Origin of the sequence: Vibrio sp. 10N.222.51.C5, from assembly GCF_041474575.1 — a bacterium.
Lineage (GTDB): Bacteria > Pseudomonadota > Gammaproteobacteria > Enterobacterales > Vibrionaceae > Vibrio > Vibrio crassostreae_C.
Genome location: NZ_JBFRUJ010000014.1, coordinates 12,738 through 32,026, shown reverse-complemented (window position 1 = coordinate 32,026; position 19,289 = coordinate 12,738). Strand labels below are relative to the sequence as shown.

The following is a 19,289-nucleotide window of genomic DNA, read 5'->3' as shown; positions in this document are numbered from 1 at the left end:
GCGATGAACCAATAAAAAGCGCCACCCGAGGGCAGCGCTTATTAAATACGATCAGCTAATCAATATTACTGACGACGCATTGCGTCAAAGAACTCATCGTTCGTTTTCGTCATTGCTAGCTTGTCGATAAGGAATTCCATTGCGTCGATTTCGCCCATTGGGTGAACAATCTTACGCAGGATCCACATCTTCTGTAGTTCATCGTTCTTGGTAAGAAGCTCTTCACGACGAGTACCAGAGCGGTTGAAATCAATCGCTGGGAATACGCGTTTTTCAGCAATCTTACGGTTAAGGTGCAGTTCCATGTTACCTGTACCTTTGAATTCTTCGTAGATAACTTCATCCATCTTAGAACCAGTATCAACCAGTGCTGTTGCGATGATCGTTAAGCTACCGCCTTCTTCTACGTTACGTGCCGCACCGAAGAAACGCTTTGGACGATGTAGAGCATTCGCATCAACACCACCAGTAAGAACTTTACCTGATGAAGGAATCACAGTGTTGTAAGCACGAGCTAGACGAGTAATAGAATCCAGTAGGATAACTACATCTTTCTTGTGTTCAACAAGGCGCTTCGCTTTCTCGATAACCATTTCTGCAACTTGTACGTGGCGAGATGCTGGCTCATCGAATGTTGAAGCAACTACTTCGCCTTTAACTAGACGCTGCATTTCTGTTACTTCTTCTGGACGCTCATCGATAAGTAGAACCATTAGTTCACACTCAGGATGGTTACGTGCAATGCTTTGAGCAATGTTTTGCAGAAGCATTGTCTTACCCGCTTTAGGCGGAGCAACAATCAGACCACGCTGACCTTTACCAATTGGAGATGCAAGGTCAAGAATACGAGCCGTAATATCTTCAGTCGCACCATTACCCGCTTCCATCACCATACGTTCGTTAGCGTGAAGAGGAGTAAGGTTTTCGAAAAGAATCTTGTTACGTGCGTTGTCTGGCTTGTCGTAGTTAACCGTGTTTACTTTAAGCAGTGCAAAGTAACGCTCACCGTCTTTAGGTGGACGGATTTTACCGCCAATAGAGTCACCTGTACGTAGGTTAAAACGACGAATTTGGCTTGGTGATACGTAGATATCATCTGGGCCAGCCAGGTATGAACTGTCGGCGCTACGTAGGAAACCAAAACCGTCTTGAAGAATTTCTAGAACACCATCACCAAAGATGTCTTCACCACTTTTTGCATGCGCTTTAAGGATGGAGAAGATAATGTCTTGTTTTCTTAGGCGAGCTTGATTTTCAAGACCTAAGCTTTCGCTAAGTTTAACAAGCTCAGACACAGGTCTGTTCTTCAGTTCAGTAAGATTCATAGTGGTGGAAGTTTGTTTAGTCAAAATAGGATCTGTTTTCTTAAGTTAAGAAGGATTTGGTCACAGGATCGACCAAGAAGAGAAATTCGTTCAATTAACGTGCGATAAATTAGCACTAAAACTAAGACTAGTCCATAGCTTAGAAAAAACAAAACCGCGCATTTGTTAACTGCACGGTTTCTTTTCAAATGCTGACCTGATTAAAGGTTAGCGTCTAAGAACTCTTTAAGTTGAGTTTTAGATAATGCACCAACTTTAGTCGCTGCTACGCCGCCATCTTTGAAAAGAAGTAGCGTTGGAATACCGCGAATACCAAACTTTGGTGGAGTACCAGCATTTTGGTCGATATTTAATTTACCGATTGTGAGCTTGCCTTCGTACTCGTCTGCGATTTCATCAAGAATCGGCGCAATCATTTTACATGGACCACACCATTCTGCCCAAAAATCAACAAGAAAAGGGCCTGCAGCATTGATTACATCGTTATCAAAACCGTCATCAGTTAGCTGCAAAATCTTATCACTCATCTTCCACTCCAATGTATTTTTTAGAACTGGTTGGATGATAACCAGTAAATAGATGCCCTATTGGAATGTATTTACTTTCGTATTGCAAGCTTAAGCTGATATTCTATAGCAATGAAAAAGACGCATATCACAGAGCAAAAGTTCGCCGACTTGGATTTACTTCCGCAAGTCATTGAAGGATTGGAGAAAAAAGGGTTCGATTATTGTACCCCTATCCAAGCCTTGGCGCTCCCGGTACTGCTCACCGGCCAAGACATTGCAGGCCAGGCCCAAACGGGTACTGGTAAAACGCTTGCGTTTCTTACTGCTACTTTTAACCACCTGCTAAAAACATCTGAGCATGAAGGGCGTAAGCCTAACCAGCCACGTGCGATTATTATGGCACCAACGCGTGAACTCGCGATTCAGATCTACAACGATGCTGACTCTCTGGTTGAAAGCACAGGTATCAAGGCAGCACTTGCTTACGGTGGCGAAAGCTACGACAAGCAACTAGGTAAAATCGAAGAAGGCGCAGATATCTTAATTGGTACGACTGGCCGCATCATCGATTTCTACAAGCAGAAGGTATTTAACCTTAACCACATTCAAGCTGTTGTTCTTGACGAAGCTGATCGCATGTTCGATCTTGGTTTCATCAAAGACATCCGCTTCTTGTTCCGCCGTATGCCTGAGCCAAAAGATCGCCTGAACATGCTGTTCTCTGCGACATTGTCTTACCGCGTACAAGAGCTAGCGTTCGAACACATGCACAACCCAGAGCATGTTGTTGTTGAGCCAGAGCGTAAAACAGGTCACCGCATTCAGGAAGAGCTGTTCTACCCATCAAACGAACACAAAATGGCACTGCTGCAGACTCTAGTTGAAGAAGAGTGGCCAGAGCGCGCTATCATCTTCGCTAACACTAAGCACAAATGTGAGTCTGTTTGGGGTCACCTAGCTGCAGATGGTCACCGTGTTGGCCTGCTAACTGGCGATGTTCCTCAGAAGAAACGTGAAAAGATTCTTGAGCAATTCACTAAAGGTGATGTTGACCTGCTTGTCGCAACCGACGTTGCAGCACGTGGTCTACACATTCCTCAAGTAACACACGTATTCAACTTCGACCTACCTGATGACTGTGAAGATTACGTTCACCGTATCGGCCGTACAGGTCGTGCTGGTGCAAGTGGTCACTCGATCAGCTTTGCTTGTGAAGATTACGCAATCAACTTGCCACCAATCGAAGAATACATTGAGCACGCGATCCCTGTGTCTGACTACGATGCTTCTGCACTGCTAGAAGATCTACCAGCACCATTGCGCTTACGTACACGTAACCCGCAACAACGCCGCTCAAACAACAATGGCCCACGCAACGGGAACCGTAAACCAAACCAGAACCGTCGCCCACGCCAACCGCGTCATAACAAGGAAGCTTAGTCGCTTATGAGTCAAACAGTGTCACCCCCGCTTTACGCTGCAATCGACCTCGGGTCGAACAGTTTTCATATGCTCGTTGTGCGTCATATCGATGGCAGCGTACAAACCATGGCTAAAATTAAGCGCAAAGTGCGTTTAGCTGCAGGCTTAGATGAAAATAATGCGCTTAGTACAGAAGCCATGCAGCGCGGTTGGGACTGTTTGAGTCTCTTTGCAGAGCGACTGCAAGATATTCCGAAAGAAAATATCCGCATTGTCGGTACAGCGACCCTACGTACTGCTATCAATGTGGATATATTTCTAGAGAAAGCGAACCAGATCCTTGGTTACGACATCAATGTTATCTCCGGAGAAGAAGAAGCTGCGACTATCTATAAAGGCGTAGCACACACTTCTGGTGGCAGCGGCCGCCGACTGGTTGTTGATATTGGTGGCGCAAGCACCGAGATGATCATTGGTGAAGGCTTCTCAGCGAAAGCCCTAACCAGCCTAAAGATGGGCTGTGTTACTTGGCTTGAGCGCCACTTTAAAAACCGCCAATTAACCGCTACCAACTTTAACAACGCCATTGAAGCGGCGAAGTCGACGTTGGCTCCTATCCTAGATAGCTACACTGATATCGGATGGGATGTGTGTGTGGGCGCCAGCGGTACCGTTCAAGCACTGCAAGAGATCATGTTGGCGCAAGGCATGGATGAAGTGATTACTCATGCCAAACTTAAGCGTCTACAGAAACAAGCGATGATTACTGAGCGCTTGGAAGAGCTAGAAATCGAAGGACTTACCCTTGAACGCGCATTAGTGTTCCCGAGTGGCCTTTCCATTCTTATTGCTATTTTTGAGTTGCTTGAAATAGATTCAATGACACTCGCAGGCGGCGCACTCCGTGAAGGCCTAGCCTACGAGATGGTTGATGAGCTTCGCCAAGAAGATATCCGAGCGCGTACCATTAAGAGTGTTCAATCACGCTACCAAATGGACGTAAACTACGGTGAACAAGTTGCTGTAGTCGCACAAACGCTGCTAGACCAAGCGGGCGCCGAAGCGTGGGTTTCAGAACCTCAAGCTGGTGTGCTATTGCAAACGGCAGCTAAGCTTCACGAGATTGGTTTAACCATCGATTTCAAAAAAGGCGGTGAGCACAGCGCTTATCTGCTGCAAAACTTAGACCTACCTGGCTTTACTCGAGCGCAAAAGCACTACTTGGGTGAGTTAACTCGTCGCTACCGTGAACAGTTAACCTCATTACCAGAGCAACACGCTATCTCAGGCACCAGCAGCAAGCGTATTTTACGTATTCTGCGTTTAGCTATTTTGCTGACCCACCGTCGTAACCCAGCGCTAGAGCCTGAGTTCAAACTGACGACGAATGACAACAATCTAACCCTAACGCTTTCTAAGCAATGGTTAGCTGACAATCCGCTGACCGCTGCAGAGCTAGAGATCGAGTCGAATAGACAAACCGATATTGGCTGGCCATTGAATATTAAATGCCTCTGATATTAGTATCTGAAGCTAGAAATTAAAAAAAGCCCAAGTTAGTAGACTAACTTGGGCTTTTTCTTATCGCTGCATTAATGCTTTGTGTTACAAATCTCAAACTTAAGCGTTCACGCCTGTCGCTTTAAAGTCAGGGTTCACTGCGGTTAGCTTTCTAACAATGTAGTTAAGAAGCACGCCGTACATAGGCACGAACAAGCCTAAGCTGATGATAAGTTTGAATCCGTAATCGACTAAGGCAATCTCAGTCCAATGCTCGGCCATAAATGGATCTGGGCTTTGGTAGAAAGCAATCGCAAAGAATGCGATGGTATCAATGGCATTACCGAATAACGTTGAGCATGTTGGGGCTACCCACCACTGTTTAAGCTGACGTAGGCGGTTAAAAACATGTACATCCAAGATCTGACCCAGTAAATAAGCCATGAAGCTCGCCGCGGCGATACGTGCAACAAACAAGTTGAACTCACCTAGTTGGCTAAAGCCTTGGAATGAACCTTCAAAGAACACCACTGACAAGAAATAAGAAACGGCCAGAGCTGGTAGCATCACTAAGAAAATGATTTTACGGGCAAGCTGCGCGCCAAAAATGCGTACGGTCAGATCGGTCGCTAGGAAGATAAACGGGAAAGTGAAAGCACCCCAAGTGGTGTGCATACCGAAGACGGTAAAAGGTAGCTGAACCAGATAGTTGCTTGACGCAATAATCACCAAATGGAACAAAACTAATAGTGCTAAGGCTTTGCGCTGTTGCGCAGGGGTAAAGTTACTCATGCTGTACCTTTTTAGTTTGGTTTGGGGGTGAGGGAACCCAAATCGAGTCATTTCTTCGAATAATCCAAGAAAGCTCTTACCAATAATGTGAATTAAAAAATGTATCTAAAAATTGCTCTACTGAGCGGCGGGCGATTATACATTAATCAATATTGGCTGCAACGGTGAGAACAAACGCAAACGTTTATTCTCACTTTTATTGGTGAATAGCTCTAGAAGCTGTGTTTTAGAAGAGATGCCAAAAGTTAAAAACCGCGCTTGAAAAGCGTCGCGAGATAATCAAACTCTTCTCGGCTTTCTTCAGCGTTTAACGACTCAAACCAAATTGATTCACTGTAATGTTCGGACTTTAAGAACATTCGGCAATCTTCAAAATCAATCAACCAAGAATGCATATCGGCGTCCCATTGCTTTTCAACAACTGACGCTGACAACAACGCCACCAGCTTTTCACCTAGCACTTCATAAGAATCAAAATCAAAACTTGGAGACGTAATCAATAAACGCCCTTCCTCAGCTAAATACTCTCTTAAGCCAAATTCTGTTTGTGTTGTCATGTCCCTATCAACCTTATTCTTTTTCTATTAGTTAGACGTTTCTCGCAAACTAGCCGTGTGTGGTGATGTGTTCTTGAATCAGATCTAGGAATGGGTCTGCGTACTTATCGAGTTTACGTTGACCGACACCGTTGACTGCCAGCATTTCTCCGTATGAAGTAGGTAGTATTTCAGCCATATCAATCAAGGTCGCGTCACTGAATACCACATATGGTGGCAAGCCATCTTCATCAGCAATCGACTTACGCAGCTTACGCAGTTTCGCAAACAGCTTCTTATCGTAATTCTTGCTGCTTAACTTATCGGACTTAGCATTACGCACCGCTGTATCTAAACGAGGAACAGCCAATTCCAAAGACATCTCACCGCGCAGCAGCGGGCGGGCTTCTTCTGTTAGCTGTAAAGTTGAGTTACGAGTGATGTTCTGGAACAGCAAGCCTTTATGAATCAGCTGACGGAAGATACTGATCCAGTAATCATGACTGTGATCGCGGCCAATACCGTAGGTAGATAGCTTATCGTGACCATTATCGCGGACACGGATGTTCTGCATGCCTCGCATTACTTCGACCACGTAGCCCATACCAAATGACTGATTCACACGGTACACACAAGACAACGCCTTCTGTGCTTCTTGGGTCGCGTCAAAGTGTTTTGGTGGATCTAAGCAGATATCGCAGTTGCCACATTGCTTCTCGCGATATTCGCCAAAATAGTTAAGCAGAACCTGACGACGACACGTTTGCGCTTCAGCAAAGGCACTCATCGCATTCAGCTTGTGCATCTCAACTTGTTTCTGTGGGCCTTCTTCTTTCTCGTCTAGCATACGACGCAGCCAACCCATATCAGCCGGGTCAAACAACATCATCGCTTCAGCAGGCAAACCATCACGACCTGCACGGCCTGTCTCTTGATAGTAAGACTCGATATTACGTGGGATATCAAAGTGCACCACGAAACGTACGTTGGGTTTGTTGATGCCCATACCGAAAGCCACAGTCGCGACCACGATCTGAATATCATCGCGTTGAAAGGCTTCTTGAACGTAAGCACGCTCATCGGTGTCCATACCAGCGTGATAACCCGCGGCGCGAATACCGTTATTGCACAGCTTCTCGGTCACCATCTCCACTTTCTTACGGCTACCACAGTAGATGATGCCGCAATTGCCCTTTTGTGTTTCTAGGTAGCGAACCACCTGTGACACGGGTTTGTGCTTCTCAACCAAGTTGTAGCGAATATTAGGGCGATCAAAGCTGCCTAAGTAAGTATGCGGGTCCAGGAGCTGTAAGCGCGAGATAATATCTTTGCGCGTCGCATCATCAGCGGTTGCTGTGAGCGCCATGTAAGGCACATGCGGGAAATACTGTTTAAGCTGACCTAATGATGCGTATTCAGGGCGGAAGTCGTGACCCCATTGAGAGATACAGTGCGCTTCATCGACTGCAATCATCGAAAGCGGTAAACCTTGAAGACGCTCGATAAAATCACGCATCAACACACGCTCTGGTGACACATACACCATTTTCAGCTGACCTGAGTTCATACGATTGAACACATTCAGCAATTGGTCACGTGGCATTGAAGAGTTAATACACTCAGCGGCAACACCATTGGCCTTCAATTGGTCGACTTGGTCTTTCATCAACGAGATCAGCGGTGAGATAACCAGAGTCAGCCCTTCACGAACCAAAGCAGGGATTTGGTAACACAGAGATTTACCACCACCGGTTGGCATAATCACCAAGCTGTCTTTGCCTTGAACGGCCAAATCAATGACCTCTTGCTGACCATCGCGAAAGCTTTGATAGCCAAACACATCTTGTAAGATGGTTTGCGCATCATTCGCGGGAGTTGGTATTTGCTCAGCAATCAGAGTGGCGGTCATTGTGGTTCCTAATCGAGGTATGAAATCAGCAAGCATCTTCGGCAAGCAAGTCGCACATTGTAGAGGGGAACGCTGGCGAATTAAACCGCAAATTGTTAGGTGAAAAGGGTTATCGCTCCTATACTGACCAACTCTCTTATAAATCTTATTAATAAGCACTCAGTGCTAGAGAAAGATGCATGACACAGGAAGAACAACAACGTACGCGCCAAGGAGTTTTGCTTGCCGTCGGCGCCTACACAATGTGGGGTATCGCCCCTATATATTTCAAATCTTTAAGTGACGTTTCCCCGTTAGAGATCCTCAGCCACCGTGTAGTATGGTCTTTTTTCCTACTCGCTTTCTTACTGCACATTGGCCGCAGCTGGCGCAAGGTTCGTGACACCTTAACCTCAAAACCAAAAATGCTTTATTTGGTGGCGACTTCGATCTTGGTGGGTGCCAATTGGCTCATTTTTATCTGGGCGGTTAATTCCAATCATATGCTCGATGCCAGCTTAGGGTATTACATCAACCCACTGATTAACGTCTTGCTTGGGATGCTGTTCCTTGGCGAACGTTTACGCAGACTACAGTGGTGTGCGGTTGCGCTAGCGGCTGTCGGAGTCCTTATCCAATTGATAGCCTTTGGCTCAATTCCTATTGTCGCTATCGCATTAGCCTTTAGTTTTGGTTTCTACGGCTTGCTACGTAAGAAAGTTAGCTTAGAGGCACAAACAGGTTTGTTCATTGAAACCCTAGTAATGTTGCCTCTCGCTGCAACGTACTTACTGTTTATTGCCGATAGTCCAACCTCAGACTTATCAATGAACCCGATGCAGCTCAACCTATTACTGGTTGCTGCTGGTGTGATTACAACCATCCCTTTACTGTGTTTTACGGGTGCAGCTACGCGATTAAAACTATCGACACTGGGTTTCTTCCAGTACATCGGTCCAAGCTTAATGTTCTTATTGGCCGTGCTGATTTATGGTGAAGCCTTTACGTCAGACAAAGCTGTTACCTTTGCCTTTATTTGGGGGGCATTAGTGGTATTCAGCTTTGATGGTTTGAGTAACAACAAGAAGAACAAACAAGCTAAACAAAAGAACTGATCGTTTTTTACAAGACAACTGCGAGTGACGAAGATAAACTTGGTTGAATTGATGACTATTTAACCAAGCTTTTTTGTACCATGGATAAAGTCCACTACTACTCTACCCCAACAGAAGATATCAGCCTGATCCAAGCTCAATACCAAGAGTTTGCCTTTCAGCGCCACTATCATTTGGACTTTCACGTTGGCTTAATAACAAAAGGCCAACAAAAGTTTGTCTATCAAGGTGCGAGTCACCATGTCGGAGCTGGCCAAGTTGTTATCATGCCACCTGATGAGCTGCATGATGGGCACTCCAAACTCGATTCAGGTTATCAAGTCAGCGTGTTTGCAGTTTCTCCCCAATGGTTTCAAGATCTTGCCGATCCCAAGCAAAATGGTCACACATTAGGCTTTTCAGAGTTGATCCTCTCCGATCAAGCTGCTTTTTTACAATTGTGTAACCTACACCGTCTTTTAATAACTCAAAACATCAGCCAACTCGCTCAAGATTGCTTACCATTCGAGGGATTCTCGACGATCGTCGATCGTTATGCCAAATTTGGATCGAAGAGTGACATCAAACTGGGCAATCAATCGATTGATACACTCAAAGACTATTTGATGGCGAATTTGGATCAGCCAGTGCGATTAGAACAACTGTCTGAGCTGTGCGGCTTAACCACAACTCAATTCCAACGCCACTTTAAGAACAGAATGGGTATCACCCCTTACGCGTGGCTGAGCCGTTTGCGTATGGAACAGAGCATGCGCCTGATTAAATCTGGGATCTGTGGTACTAAGGTCGCGCACCAAGTAGGCTTCTATGATCAAGCACACTTCTCCAAAGCATTCAAAACCACATTCGGCGTACCACCTTCACAAATCAACTAAGTGTTGATAATTTACAATTGCTCGATTTCAAATCGCGGTAAGCTACGCTCAATACGATTACTTATTTAATAATAGCGGCAACGTTATTGAGAACTGACATGAACGAAGTCACCATACTGATCACCCTCGCCTCTATCCATTTCATCGCTTTGATGAGCCCCGGCCCAGACTTTGCGTTAGTCGTGCAAAATGCGACACGCCACGGCAGACAAACAGGCTTGTACATTGCGCTTGGTTTATCTTGCGGGATCTTACTGCATTCGTTGCTGAGCCTGACGGGAATCAGTTACCTAGTCCACCAGCAACCAACCCTATTTGCCATTATCCAATTGGCTGGCGGTAGCTACTTGCTGTACTTAGGCTACGGTGCCCTCAAAGCAACCTGGCAAATCATTCAGAACCACGACGATGACGACGATACCATCAATGCCAAAGATCTTATTTTGACCAACAAGCGTCAGGCATTTTCGAAAGGGTTTGCGACCAATATTCTCAACCCAAAGGCTTTGGTGTTCTTTATCAGCTTGATGTCGAGCTTAGTGCCTGCCGACATGTCTCTATCAGGTAAAGGTTTTGCGCTTATCATCCTGTTTGGTCTGTCTCTGTTTTGGTTTTCACTACTGGCGTGGATGCTTTCGACTAAGGCTCTACAGAAGAAACTGAGCGAAGCAACGGTATACATCGATGGCTTATGTGGCGTCGTATTCAGCCTGATTGGCGCGAGTATTCTTTGGCAGTCGCTGTCCGGTTTAATCGCTTAAATTCGAATCAAGATTACAATTCGTTAACAACGTACTGGCTATCTTATCTTTCCACTGCCAATCTAGCTCTGCATATTAAAAGGAGAAGATCATGCAGTGGAAAACAAAACTAACAACCCTCGCCACTTCTACCCTACTTTTTGCCTCTCACGTCAGTTGGGCAAATCAAGCTGCCGATTCCGTCGCTCCCGAACAAAGTAGTGGTTTAGAAGCCAAGCAACTCGTAAAAGCTAACGACTGGATGGTTACCGCAGCCAACCCTCTGGCAACCCAAGCGGGTGCCGATGTACTGGCTCGTGGTGGTAATGCTATTGATGCGATGGTTGCTGTGCAGCTGATGCTTGGCTTAGTAGAGCCGCAATCGTCAGGTATTGGCGGTGGCGCCTTCCTTGTTTATTTTGATGGAAAAGACAAACAACTTAAAACCTACGATGGTCGTGAAACCGCACCACTTGATGCTACACCTCGTCTATTCCAAGACGAAAACGGTCAACCGCTTAAGTTTTATGATGCCGTGGTTGGTGGTCGCTCTGTGGCAACACCGGGCACAGTCCAACTATTGTGGGATACTCACCAGAAATACGGCAAGTTAGAATGGGCATCACTGATCAAACCTATTGCCCAACTCGCTGAGAAAGGTTTTACCATCAGCCCACGTTTGGCCACCTTGATTGAAAACGACCAAGAACGACTAAGCCGTTTTGCCACAACCAAAGCCTACTTCTTTAATGCCGATGGCAGCCCAAAAACCGCTGGTACACTACTTAAGAACCCAGAATATGCTGCAACACTGAATGCAATTTCAAAGGATGGTGCTAAGGCATTTTACCAAGGTGAGATTTCTGCCGACATCATCAACACGGTACAAACCGCCAAAGGCAATCCGGGTGTATTGACACAAAAAGACTTCGACGCCTATTCAATCAAACAACGCGAACCAGTTTGTTCTGCTTATGAGAGCTACGATATCTGTGGTATGGGACCGCCAAGTTCAGGCGCGTTAACCGTTGGCCAGATCTTAGCGATGACCGAGCAGTTTGACCTCAAATCCTGGGGATCAAACGATGCGAAATCTTGGCAAGTGTTAGCAGACGCTTCTCGTTTGGCCTTTGCAGACCGTGGTATGTACATGGCAGATCAAGATTACGTACCAATGCCGACTCAAGGGTTAGTGAATGCTGACTATTTGCAGGAACGTGCCCAGTTAATTACCGTAGGCAAGGCACTAGAGAGTGCGCCATCAGGCACCCCGCCATGGGATCACGCAATGCTGCGCAGCCAAGATGTATCTATTGAACTACCGTCCACCAGCCACTTCAATATTGTCGATAGCGATGGCAATGTCGTATCGATGACCACCACCATTGAGAACGCTTTTGGCTCACGCTTGATGGTGAGAGGCTTCCTATTGAATAACGAACTGACCGACTTCTCGTTCAAGACCCACAACGATGGCAAACCTATCGCAAACCGACTTGAGCCAGGTAAGCGTCCACGCTCTTCAATGGCACCGACCATCATCATGCAAGACGATCAGCCTTACATGGCGATTGGTTCTCCGGGTGGTAGCCGTATCATAGGTTATGTAGCACAAGCGATCATTGCTCATACCCAATGGGACATGGATATCCAGCAAGCGATCAACCAACCGCACTTCCTAAACCGCTTCGGCACGCTAGATCTGGAAAAAGGAACATCGGCGGAAAACTTTAAACCTGAGCTCGAAAAGATGGGATTTGAAGTTAACATTCGCGATCTTAACTCGGGTTTACACGCCATTCGCATCACAAAAGATGGTCTAGAAGGTGCAGCAGACCCTCGTCGTGAAGGTGCTGCCATCGGCCAGTAAGGGAAAATACTCCCTTTTTACTCCCTGCTTTGTGCGAGATCTCTTACAAGGCAGTGAGTAAATATCGATATTTAACTGCGAATTTAAGCACTAAGATATCATAACCAATTGAAATAAAACAAAACGTACATTTATCGTTCAAATAATTATATAGAAATTCGCTTATGCACCATTGCTGATAAATAAGGAATCGGTAGTATGGATGGTGTCGGAAGGATGCTGACACGGAACAGGAAACGCCAAGGACTTGGTTATCTTCAGGATGAAGATTCGATTACTCAGGATGAATAATCGGCATGGATAGCGAAATGGACATTGAATGGACGCAATAGTAACTAGGATGGTTGCTACTAAGGAAAGACAATGGACACCTCTGGACGAGGAAAGGACTGAACATCAGGATGATGTCAAGGACACCGCTCAAGGAACAAGTGACGCGCGCTAACGAGGATTGTTGGCAGATCAGGATAAGATCAAGGACACCGCTAGGAAGGCGACGAAAGGAATACGCTGAAGGATAACAGCACACTATCATGGATTTGATGCATGGAGCACACTTAGTAGCCGGATTGCTGCGAGTAAGACTATAGACCCCGATGAGCGCAAGCTCTCGGGGTTTTTCTTTATCTGTCGCTTCACTTATCCCTCTCTCAATCAAGTAAATCAAAGACCTTTGATTACAATTCGGACATTTAAAGCATTCACTTCTTAACCACTTCAGAGTAACGTAAGTCGAACTAGGCTCAACTAGTTTCATAACCATAATTAAACTAAGGACAATTCATGTCACACGTTACCTTCAAAGGCGCTGCTGTACCGCTAACAGGCACATTCCCACAAACTGGCGAACAAGCACCAAGCTTTGCACTTGCTGCAGGCGATCTTTCTGAACTGACTCTTGCTTCTCTTGAAGGCAAGAAAGTGGTTCTAAACATCTTCCCAAGCATCGACACAGCAACTTGTGCAACGAGCGTACGTACGTTCAACGCAAAAGCGGCAGAACTTGAGAACACGGTTGTTGTTTGTATTTCTGCTGACCTACCATTTGCTGCGGGTCGCTTCTGCGAACTAGAAGGCATTGAAGGCGTTCAACACGCTTCGACTTTCCGTTCTCCTGCATTCGCATCAGACTACGGCGTAGCGATCGCTGAAGGCCCACTATCAGGCCTAACAACACGTGCAGTTGTCGTTGTTGATGAAAAAGGTGTGGTGACACACAGCGAGTTGGTTGCAGAGATCACTGAAGAACCAAACTACGAAGCGGCACTTGCAGCACTGTAAGTCTCACTTTGAGGCAACAATGTCTTCAGCTCGTATTAACCTAATTTAGGTCGGTATCGAGCAATAAAAAAAGAGCAGCCATTAGCTGCTCTTTCTGTTTTTATACGGATTACTTTTCAATGCTGAATAGTTTCAGATATCGAACTGTTTTCTACATGCTGAAGTAGCAGATTACAACTGTTCTAAACGAGCATAAGCCGTTACTAACCACTTGATGCCTTCACCGTTAAACGCGACTTGAACTCGGCTCTGCGGGCCACTTCCCTCGAAGTTGATGATAGTGCCTTCACCAAACTTAGGGTGCTTAACGCGAGAACCCAAACTAAAGCCTGTTTCGTTGAAATTCTCTTTCACGGCCGTTTGGCTAAAGCGACCGCTGCTTGCAGGACGGCTCACTTGCGCTTTCATACGAACCTCATCCAGACAGGTTTCTGGTAGTTCACGAATAAAGCGTGATGGTTTGTGGTACTTGTCCTGACCGTACAAACGACGCATCTCAGCGTAAGTGATGTAAAGCTTCTCCATCGCACGCGTCATGCCTACGTAACACAGGCGACGCTCTTCTTCTAAGCGCCCTGCTTCTTCTGCAGACATCTGGCTTGGGAACATACCCTCTTCCACACCCACCATGAAGACCATCGGGAACTCTAGGCCTTTAGCGCTGTGCAGAGTCATTAACTGAACCGCATCATCAAACTCATCAGCTTGGCCTTCGCCCGCTTCCAAAGCCGCATGAGTTAAGAATGCTGTTAGCATGCTCATTTCATCCGCTTCTTCTGGTTTTTCAAACTGACGCGTTGCCGTTACCAATTCTTCCAAGTTCTCGATACGTGCCTTCGACTTCTCACCCTTCTCTTGCTCGTACATAGCAAACAGACCCGACGATTTAATCACGTGGTCGGTTTGTTCATGCAGGCTAAGTTCCAACGTGTCATCTTCAAGCGCATTAATCAGCTCGATAAAACGACTTAATGCGCCCGCAGCACGACCGGGTAGCACTTGCTCTTCTATCAAAGCAACACTGGCTTCCCACATGGTTGCACCACGATCACGAGCAGCAAGACGAATCGTTTCTAACGTTTTATCACCCAAGCCACGCGTTGGCGTATTAACCACACGTTCAAACGCGGCATCATTACTGCGGTTGCTCATGAGGCGCATGTAGCTCAAGGCGTCTCTGATTTCTTGACGCTCGAAGAATCGCATGCCGCCGTAGATTCGGTAAGGTAGACCACCTTGGATCAAAGCTTCTTCAAGAACACGAGATTGGGCGTTATTACGATAAAGCATCGCGGTATCTTCTAACGCACCGCCTTTCTCTTGCCACTCTTTGATTTTGCTGACCGTGAAACGTGCTTCATCTAGCTCGTTATAAGCTGAGTACACAGAGATTGGCTCGCCATCGTTACCATCGGTCCACAGCTCTTTACCCATACGTTCGGTGTTGTTCGAGATAAGCTCGTTCGACGCCTGCAGAATGGTTTTAGTTGAACGGTAGTTTTGTTCAAGTCGAACCGTCGAAGCTCCTGGGAATTCATCCAAGAACTTCTGAATATTTTCGATCTTCGCACCACGCCAACCATAGATAGATTGGTCATCATCACCTACGATCATCACGCGACAATCTGGGCCAGCCATCATCCGAAGCCAAGCGTATTGGATGTTGTTGGTATCTTGGAATTCATCGACAAGGATATGCTTAAAGCGTGCTTGGTAATGCTCTCGAATGTGTTTCTTATCGCGTAATAGTTCATGCGATCTCAGCAAGATTTCCGCAAAGTCGACCAAACCAGCACGGTCACATGCTTCTTGGTAAGCAGAATAGATCTTTAACCACGTTTGAGTTATTGGATCATGGTAGGCGTCAATATGACTTGGGCGTAACCCCTCGTCTTTCTTGCCATTGATCCACCAAGAAGCTTGCTTAGCAGGCCACTGCTTTTCATCGAGGTTTTGCGCCTTGATTAAGCGGCGTAGCAAACGAATCTGATCATCAGAATCAATGATCTGGAAATCTTCTGGCAGTTTTGCATCTAGGTAGTGAGCACGAAGGATGCGGTGACAGATACCATGGAAGGTGCCGTTCCACATGCCTGACGAACTACCCATCATCAACTCTTCAATACGACCACGCATCTCTGCTGCCGCTTTGTTGGTGAAGGTAACCGACATAATAGAGAACGGCGATGCTTGCTCTACGCTTTGCAGCCAAGCAATACGATGCACCAACACTCGCGTTTTACCACTGCCTGCACCTGCCAGAATAAGTAGGTTTTCTAAAGGTGCCGCGACCGCCTCACGTTGTTTATCGTTTAGGCCATCGAGTAAAAGCGAAGGATCTATCATTGGATATGCTCACTACTGGGTATTTATACATAAAAGTTGATTATAACCTAAACACTAGGCTGCGTTTAGGATAATAAGAAGAAAAAACAATCAAAAATTAACATCATTAATTCAATAACTTAAGAGATGAAACATCATTAATATTGATAATTTTTATAATACCGTGAAATTATTTCCCGGTTGTTCCAATCCTTTTTAGTAAGCAAGTTAACAATCCATTAACCTGCGATATGAAAATACTATTAAGTCCTAGAGGGAATGACTATGAAAAATTCTAATCTTGCTGTTACAGCTGCAATCACAAGTGTACTAGCGTTCGGCGGTGCAGTTCTTACATCAGCACCTGCGGAAGCAGCAGCAAAAGAAAAATGCTACGGCGTGGCAAAAGCTGGCCAAAATGATTGTGCAACCAAAACAAGCTCATGTGCGGGTACAGCAAAAGAAGACAACCAATCCGATGCGTTCGTAGTCGTACCTAAAGGGCTATGTGGCAAATTATCAGGTGGTAACACTCAATCATCATAATTGAGCTGCTTAGTATGGTGAGCTGACATTCAGCTCACCTCCACTTCTTGTTAGGAGAATCGTTGTGACTCAAACTCTTCACCCCTACGCAGGGGTTGGCCTTAGAACACCGCACTTGGACTTCTTTAGCCAAAATCCAGCCTTAGTAAGTTGGTTAGAAGTTCACAGCGAGAACTACTTCTTAGCTCAATCACCGCAACGACAACAACTCAGAGAAATTCGTCACGCACACAACATCAGTTGTCACGGTGTTGGGTTGTCGCTAGGTTCTGTTGAGCGCATCAATCAACATCATCTTGTGCAATTAAAAGAGCTCATTGATGATATCGAACCCTTCTTGGTTTCTGATCATCTCAGTTGGAGTCAGACAGGTGGTCATTACTTCAATGACTTGCTACCGCTGCCTTACACAGAAGAAGCATTGGAAGTCTTCGGTCGTAATGTCATCGAGGTTCAAGACAGCTTGCAACGCCCGATGTTGATTGAGAACCCATCGAGCTACCTATCCTTCAAGCATTCTACTATTCCTGAGTGGGAGTTTTTGGCTGAGGTACAAAAGCGTACTGAGTGTCGCCTACTGCTCGATTTCAATAATATTTTCGTCTCATCTTTTAATCATGGCTTTAGTTGTGAAGAGTACTTAAACGGAATACCAGCAGACAAAGTTGAAGAGATTCACTTGGCAGGTTTTACCAAAAAGAAGCTTGAACAAGGTGAGATCTGGATAGACACACACAGTAAACCTGTCTGTGACGAAGTGTGGAAACTCTACACTGACTGGGTTGCACAACATGGTTTGCGCCATACCTTGATTGAGTGGGATCTCGATATCCCAGAGCCACAAGTTTTATTGGCTGAAGCAACCAAAGCCAGTGATATCTTGTATCAACACGACAAGTTCAACCAAAGGAGTCGCGCCTCATGAGCCACTCCCTAGCAGAGGTTCAATTGGAGTTTGCTAACGCCCTACGCTATCAAAACAATGGTGAGTACTGCGACATAGTGAGCGACCATTTTACCGATGAACAACGCATCCAGATTTACCGTAATAACTTTGTGATCAGCTTGAGCGAAGTTCTGGCAGCAACCTACCCACTCACTGAAATGTTGGTTGGTGAAGAGTGCTTCCAACAGATGGCTCGTCAACATGTCTTACATTATCCATCGACCTCTGGTGATGTCAGTGGTTACGGTGAGCACTTTGAACAGACTATCCAAGCCTTTCCTGCCGTTATTGAGGCTGCACCTTATCTCGGTGAAGTGGCTTTGTATGAATGGCAGAAAGATAGCTTGGTAAGGTTTTCGTCACAAGCACATGTCGACCAGAGACCTCTTTCTTGCCTTGCAGATGTACCACAAGAGCAACAAGGCGCTTTAGTCTTTCATCTCAAAGATTCAATAACACTGATTCATTCTAGTTACACGATTATCGCGCTTGAACACGCCATCTATCAGCAGCAACTTGATGGGCTAGACATCAACCAAGCTGAATTTGGGGTGTTAATCCGAGCTGAGAATTCACAGGTTGAGAGCCATAGTTTGAGTGAAGAGAGCCACCAACTCCTCACTGAATTGCAATCAGGTCGAACACTCTCAGCAATCGATCCTTTATTACTACAACATCTGAATACTGTTATGGCGCTAAACGTCATCTCAGGTTTTTCAATCAATGCCGAATTGGAGGCATAACATGGATAACAACACAGTCACGAACATGATGGCTCAATACGACAGTTTGATTGAGAAATCACAGGCACTTTTTGTTCCAGTGCTTCTACTATTTTGTCGCCTTTGGGTGGCGTGGGTATTCTTTAATTCTGGACTCACCAAGATAGCTACTTGGGATAGCACGCTTTACTTGTTTGAATTGGAATACCAAGTGCCACTGCTACCTTGGGAATTGGCTGCTTACATGGGCACTGCCGCTGAGTTAATTCTACCGATGTTTTTAGCGCTCGGTTTATTAACACGACCTATGGCTGCGGTGTTGTTCGTTTTCAATATCATTGCTGTCGTGTCTTACCCTGTATTGTGGGATCAAGGCTTCTACGATCATCAGCTTTGGGGGTTAATGATTCTTATCGTTGTCGTGTGGGGCGCCGGGCCATTCTCACTTGATCGAATTTTGAAAGCGCAGTTCAGGAATTAAAATAAGTTTTCACCTCTTTTGAACTGCTAAAGCTAAATGCTACAGCCCAAACGCAAGAAACCACTCAATTGAGTGGTTTCTTTTTTAACTGGGATAAGCTTACTTATTTAGAAAAGCTTGTAGCTCTTCAGCAGAGATGCCTTGCTCGGCTAGCTCTTTTGCTAATAGCTGAACCTGCTCACCCTTACGAGACTCTACCACACGCTGAAATTGGTAAATGATATCTCGCAAAGTATCGATTGGAACTTGTTTTGCCGCACTGCGAATACGCTCTTCACTTTGGTTGCCTAGCTCTTTAAGCAGTTTACCAAACATGACCTTTTCAGGTGCATCTTCCATTTGTTCTAAGACGCGCGCCATTTCGTAGGTTGTTAATGACATTACAGTATTTTCCGTTGGGGACTAACGTTTCAATG

General features: G+C 45.7%; 18 protein-coding genes. 11 read left to right on the top strand and 7 right to left on the bottom strand.

All coding sequences use genetic code 11. From position 1 onward, the window contains the following. Positions 1-65: 65 nt before the first annotated feature. Together rho and trxA are read right to left on the bottom strand one after the other, a co-directional pair. A complete protein-coding gene (gene rho, locus AB4558_RS05070; RefSeq protein WP_017062978.1) occupies positions 66-1,325 on the bottom strand; it encodes a transcription termination factor Rho in 1,260 nt (419 codons plus the stop codon). 200 nt (positions 1,326-1,525) lie between these two features. Continuing rightward, positions 1,526-1,852, bottom strand: coding sequence for a thioredoxin TrxA (gene trxA, locus AB4558_RS05065; RefSeq protein WP_372074363.1), 327 nt, complete (start codon positions 1,850-1,852; stop codon positions 1,526-1,528). Positions 1,853-1,963: 111 nt separating this feature from the next. Between trxA and rhlB the strand changes: the two genes are divergently transcribed. Both rhlB and gppA read left to right on the top strand, forming a co-directional pair. Continuing rightward, a complete protein-coding gene (gene rhlB, locus AB4558_RS05060) occupies positions 1,964-3,274 on the top strand; it encodes an ATP-dependent RNA helicase RhlB (RefSeq protein WP_017062979.1) in 1,311 nt (436 codons plus the stop codon). Between the two features lie 6 nt (positions 3,275-3,280). Beyond that, positions 3,281-4,774 carry a guanosine-5'-triphosphate,3'-diphosphate diphosphatase gene (gppA, locus tag AB4558_RS05055; protein ID WP_372074365.1) on the top strand — a complete coding sequence of 498 codons (1,494 nt, stop codon included), beginning with the start codon at positions 3,281-3,283 and terminating at the stop codon, positions 4,772-4,774. Positions 4,775-4,876: 102 nt separating this feature from the next. Here the strand turns inward: gppA and AB4558_RS05050 are convergent, their stop codons facing one another. The 3 genes from AB4558_RS05050 to recQ all read right to left on the bottom strand — a co-directional run bounded on the left by AB4558_RS05050 (position 4,877) and on the right by recQ (position 7,993). Next, complete coding sequence (locus tag AB4558_RS05050; protein WP_017061333.1) at positions 4,877-5,548, bottom strand: 7-cyano-7-deazaguanine/7-aminomethyl-7-deazaguanine transporter; 672 nt, start codon at positions 5,546-5,548, stop codon at positions 4,877-4,879. Between the two features lie 245 nt (positions 5,549-5,793). Beyond that, positions 5,794-6,105: a DUF3630 family protein gene (locus AB4558_RS05045; RefSeq protein WP_017061332.1), complete on the bottom strand. Its 312-nt coding sequence runs from the start codon at positions 6,103-6,105 to the stop codon at positions 5,794-5,796. Positions 6,106-6,154: 49 nt separating this feature from the next. Continuing rightward, positions 6,155-7,993, bottom strand: a complete 1,839-nt coding sequence (gene recQ / locus AB4558_RS05040) for an ATP-dependent DNA helicase RecQ (RefSeq protein WP_372158231.1) — start codon at positions 7,991-7,993, stop codon at positions 6,155-6,157. Positions 7,994-8,172: 179 nt separating this feature from the next. On the opposite strand from recQ, the gene rarD reads away from it, so the two are divergent. From rarD to tpx, 5 genes are all read left to right on the top strand, one after another. Further along, positions 8,173-9,087, top strand: coding sequence for an EamA family transporter RarD (gene rarD / locus AB4558_RS05035; RefSeq protein ID WP_372055715.1), 915 nt, complete (start codon positions 8,173-8,175; stop codon positions 9,085-9,087). An 80-nt stretch (positions 9,088-9,167) separates the two neighbouring features. Then, entirely contained in the window at positions 9,168-9,962 is a 795-nt protein-coding gene (locus tag AB4558_RS05030; RefSeq protein WP_372074367.1) for an AraC family transcriptional regulator, read from the top strand. A 98-nt stretch (positions 9,963-10,060) separates the two neighbouring features. Continuing rightward, entirely contained in the window at positions 10,061-10,723 is a 663-nt protein-coding gene (locus AB4558_RS05025) for a LysE family translocator (protein ID WP_102393439.1), read from the top strand. 91 nt (positions 10,724-10,814) lie between these two features. Next, positions 10,815-12,572, top strand: coding sequence for a gamma-glutamyltransferase (ggt, locus tag AB4558_RS05020; RefSeq protein WP_372074369.1), 1,758 nt, complete (start codon positions 10,815-10,817; stop codon positions 12,570-12,572). A 783-nt stretch (positions 12,573-13,355) separates the two neighbouring features. After that, positions 13,356-13,853, top strand: a complete 498-nt coding sequence (tpx, locus tag AB4558_RS05015; RefSeq protein ID WP_048613238.1) for a thiol peroxidase — start codon at positions 13,356-13,358, stop codon at positions 13,851-13,853. Between the two features lie 171 nt (positions 13,854-14,024). Here tpx and uvrD read toward each other — a convergent pair whose 3' ends face one another. Further along, complete coding sequence (gene uvrD / locus AB4558_RS05010; protein ID WP_017061325.1) at positions 14,025-16,199, bottom strand: DNA helicase II; 2,175 nt, start codon at positions 16,197-16,199, stop codon at positions 14,025-14,027. A gap of 264 nt (positions 16,200-16,463) precedes the next feature. On the opposite strand from uvrD, the gene AB4558_RS05005 reads away from it, so the two are divergent. From AB4558_RS05005 to AB4558_RS04990, 4 genes are all read left to right on the top strand, one after another. Then, on the top strand, positions 16,464-16,724 hold the full coding sequence (locus tag AB4558_RS05005; RefSeq protein ID WP_004736650.1) for a DUF2282 domain-containing protein: 261 nt from the start codon (positions 16,464-16,466) through the stop codon (positions 16,722-16,724). Between the two features lie 64 nt (positions 16,725-16,788). Further along, a complete protein-coding gene (locus AB4558_RS05000) occupies positions 16,789-17,649 on the top strand; it encodes a DUF692 domain-containing protein (protein ID WP_372158225.1) in 861 nt (286 codons plus the stop codon). After that, positions 17,646-18,413, top strand: coding sequence for a DNA-binding domain-containing protein (locus AB4558_RS04995; protein ID WP_017061323.1), 768 nt, complete (start codon positions 17,646-17,648; stop codon positions 18,411-18,413). The genes AB4558_RS05000 and AB4558_RS04995 overlap by 4 nt, the downstream gene beginning before the upstream one ends. Before the next feature lies 1 nt (position 18,414). Continuing rightward, complete coding sequence (locus tag AB4558_RS04990) at positions 18,415-18,873, top strand: DoxX family protein (RefSeq protein ID WP_372074372.1); 459 nt, start codon at positions 18,415-18,417, stop codon at positions 18,871-18,873. Positions 18,874-18,972: 99 nt separating this feature from the next. On the opposite strand, the gene AB4558_RS04985 is transcribed toward AB4558_RS04990, so the two are convergent. Continuing rightward, positions 18,973-19,254, bottom strand: a complete 282-nt coding sequence (locus AB4558_RS04985; RefSeq protein WP_009848181.1) for a hypothetical protein — start codon at positions 19,252-19,254, stop codon at positions 18,973-18,975. Positions 19,255-19,289 lie beyond the last annotated feature (35 nt).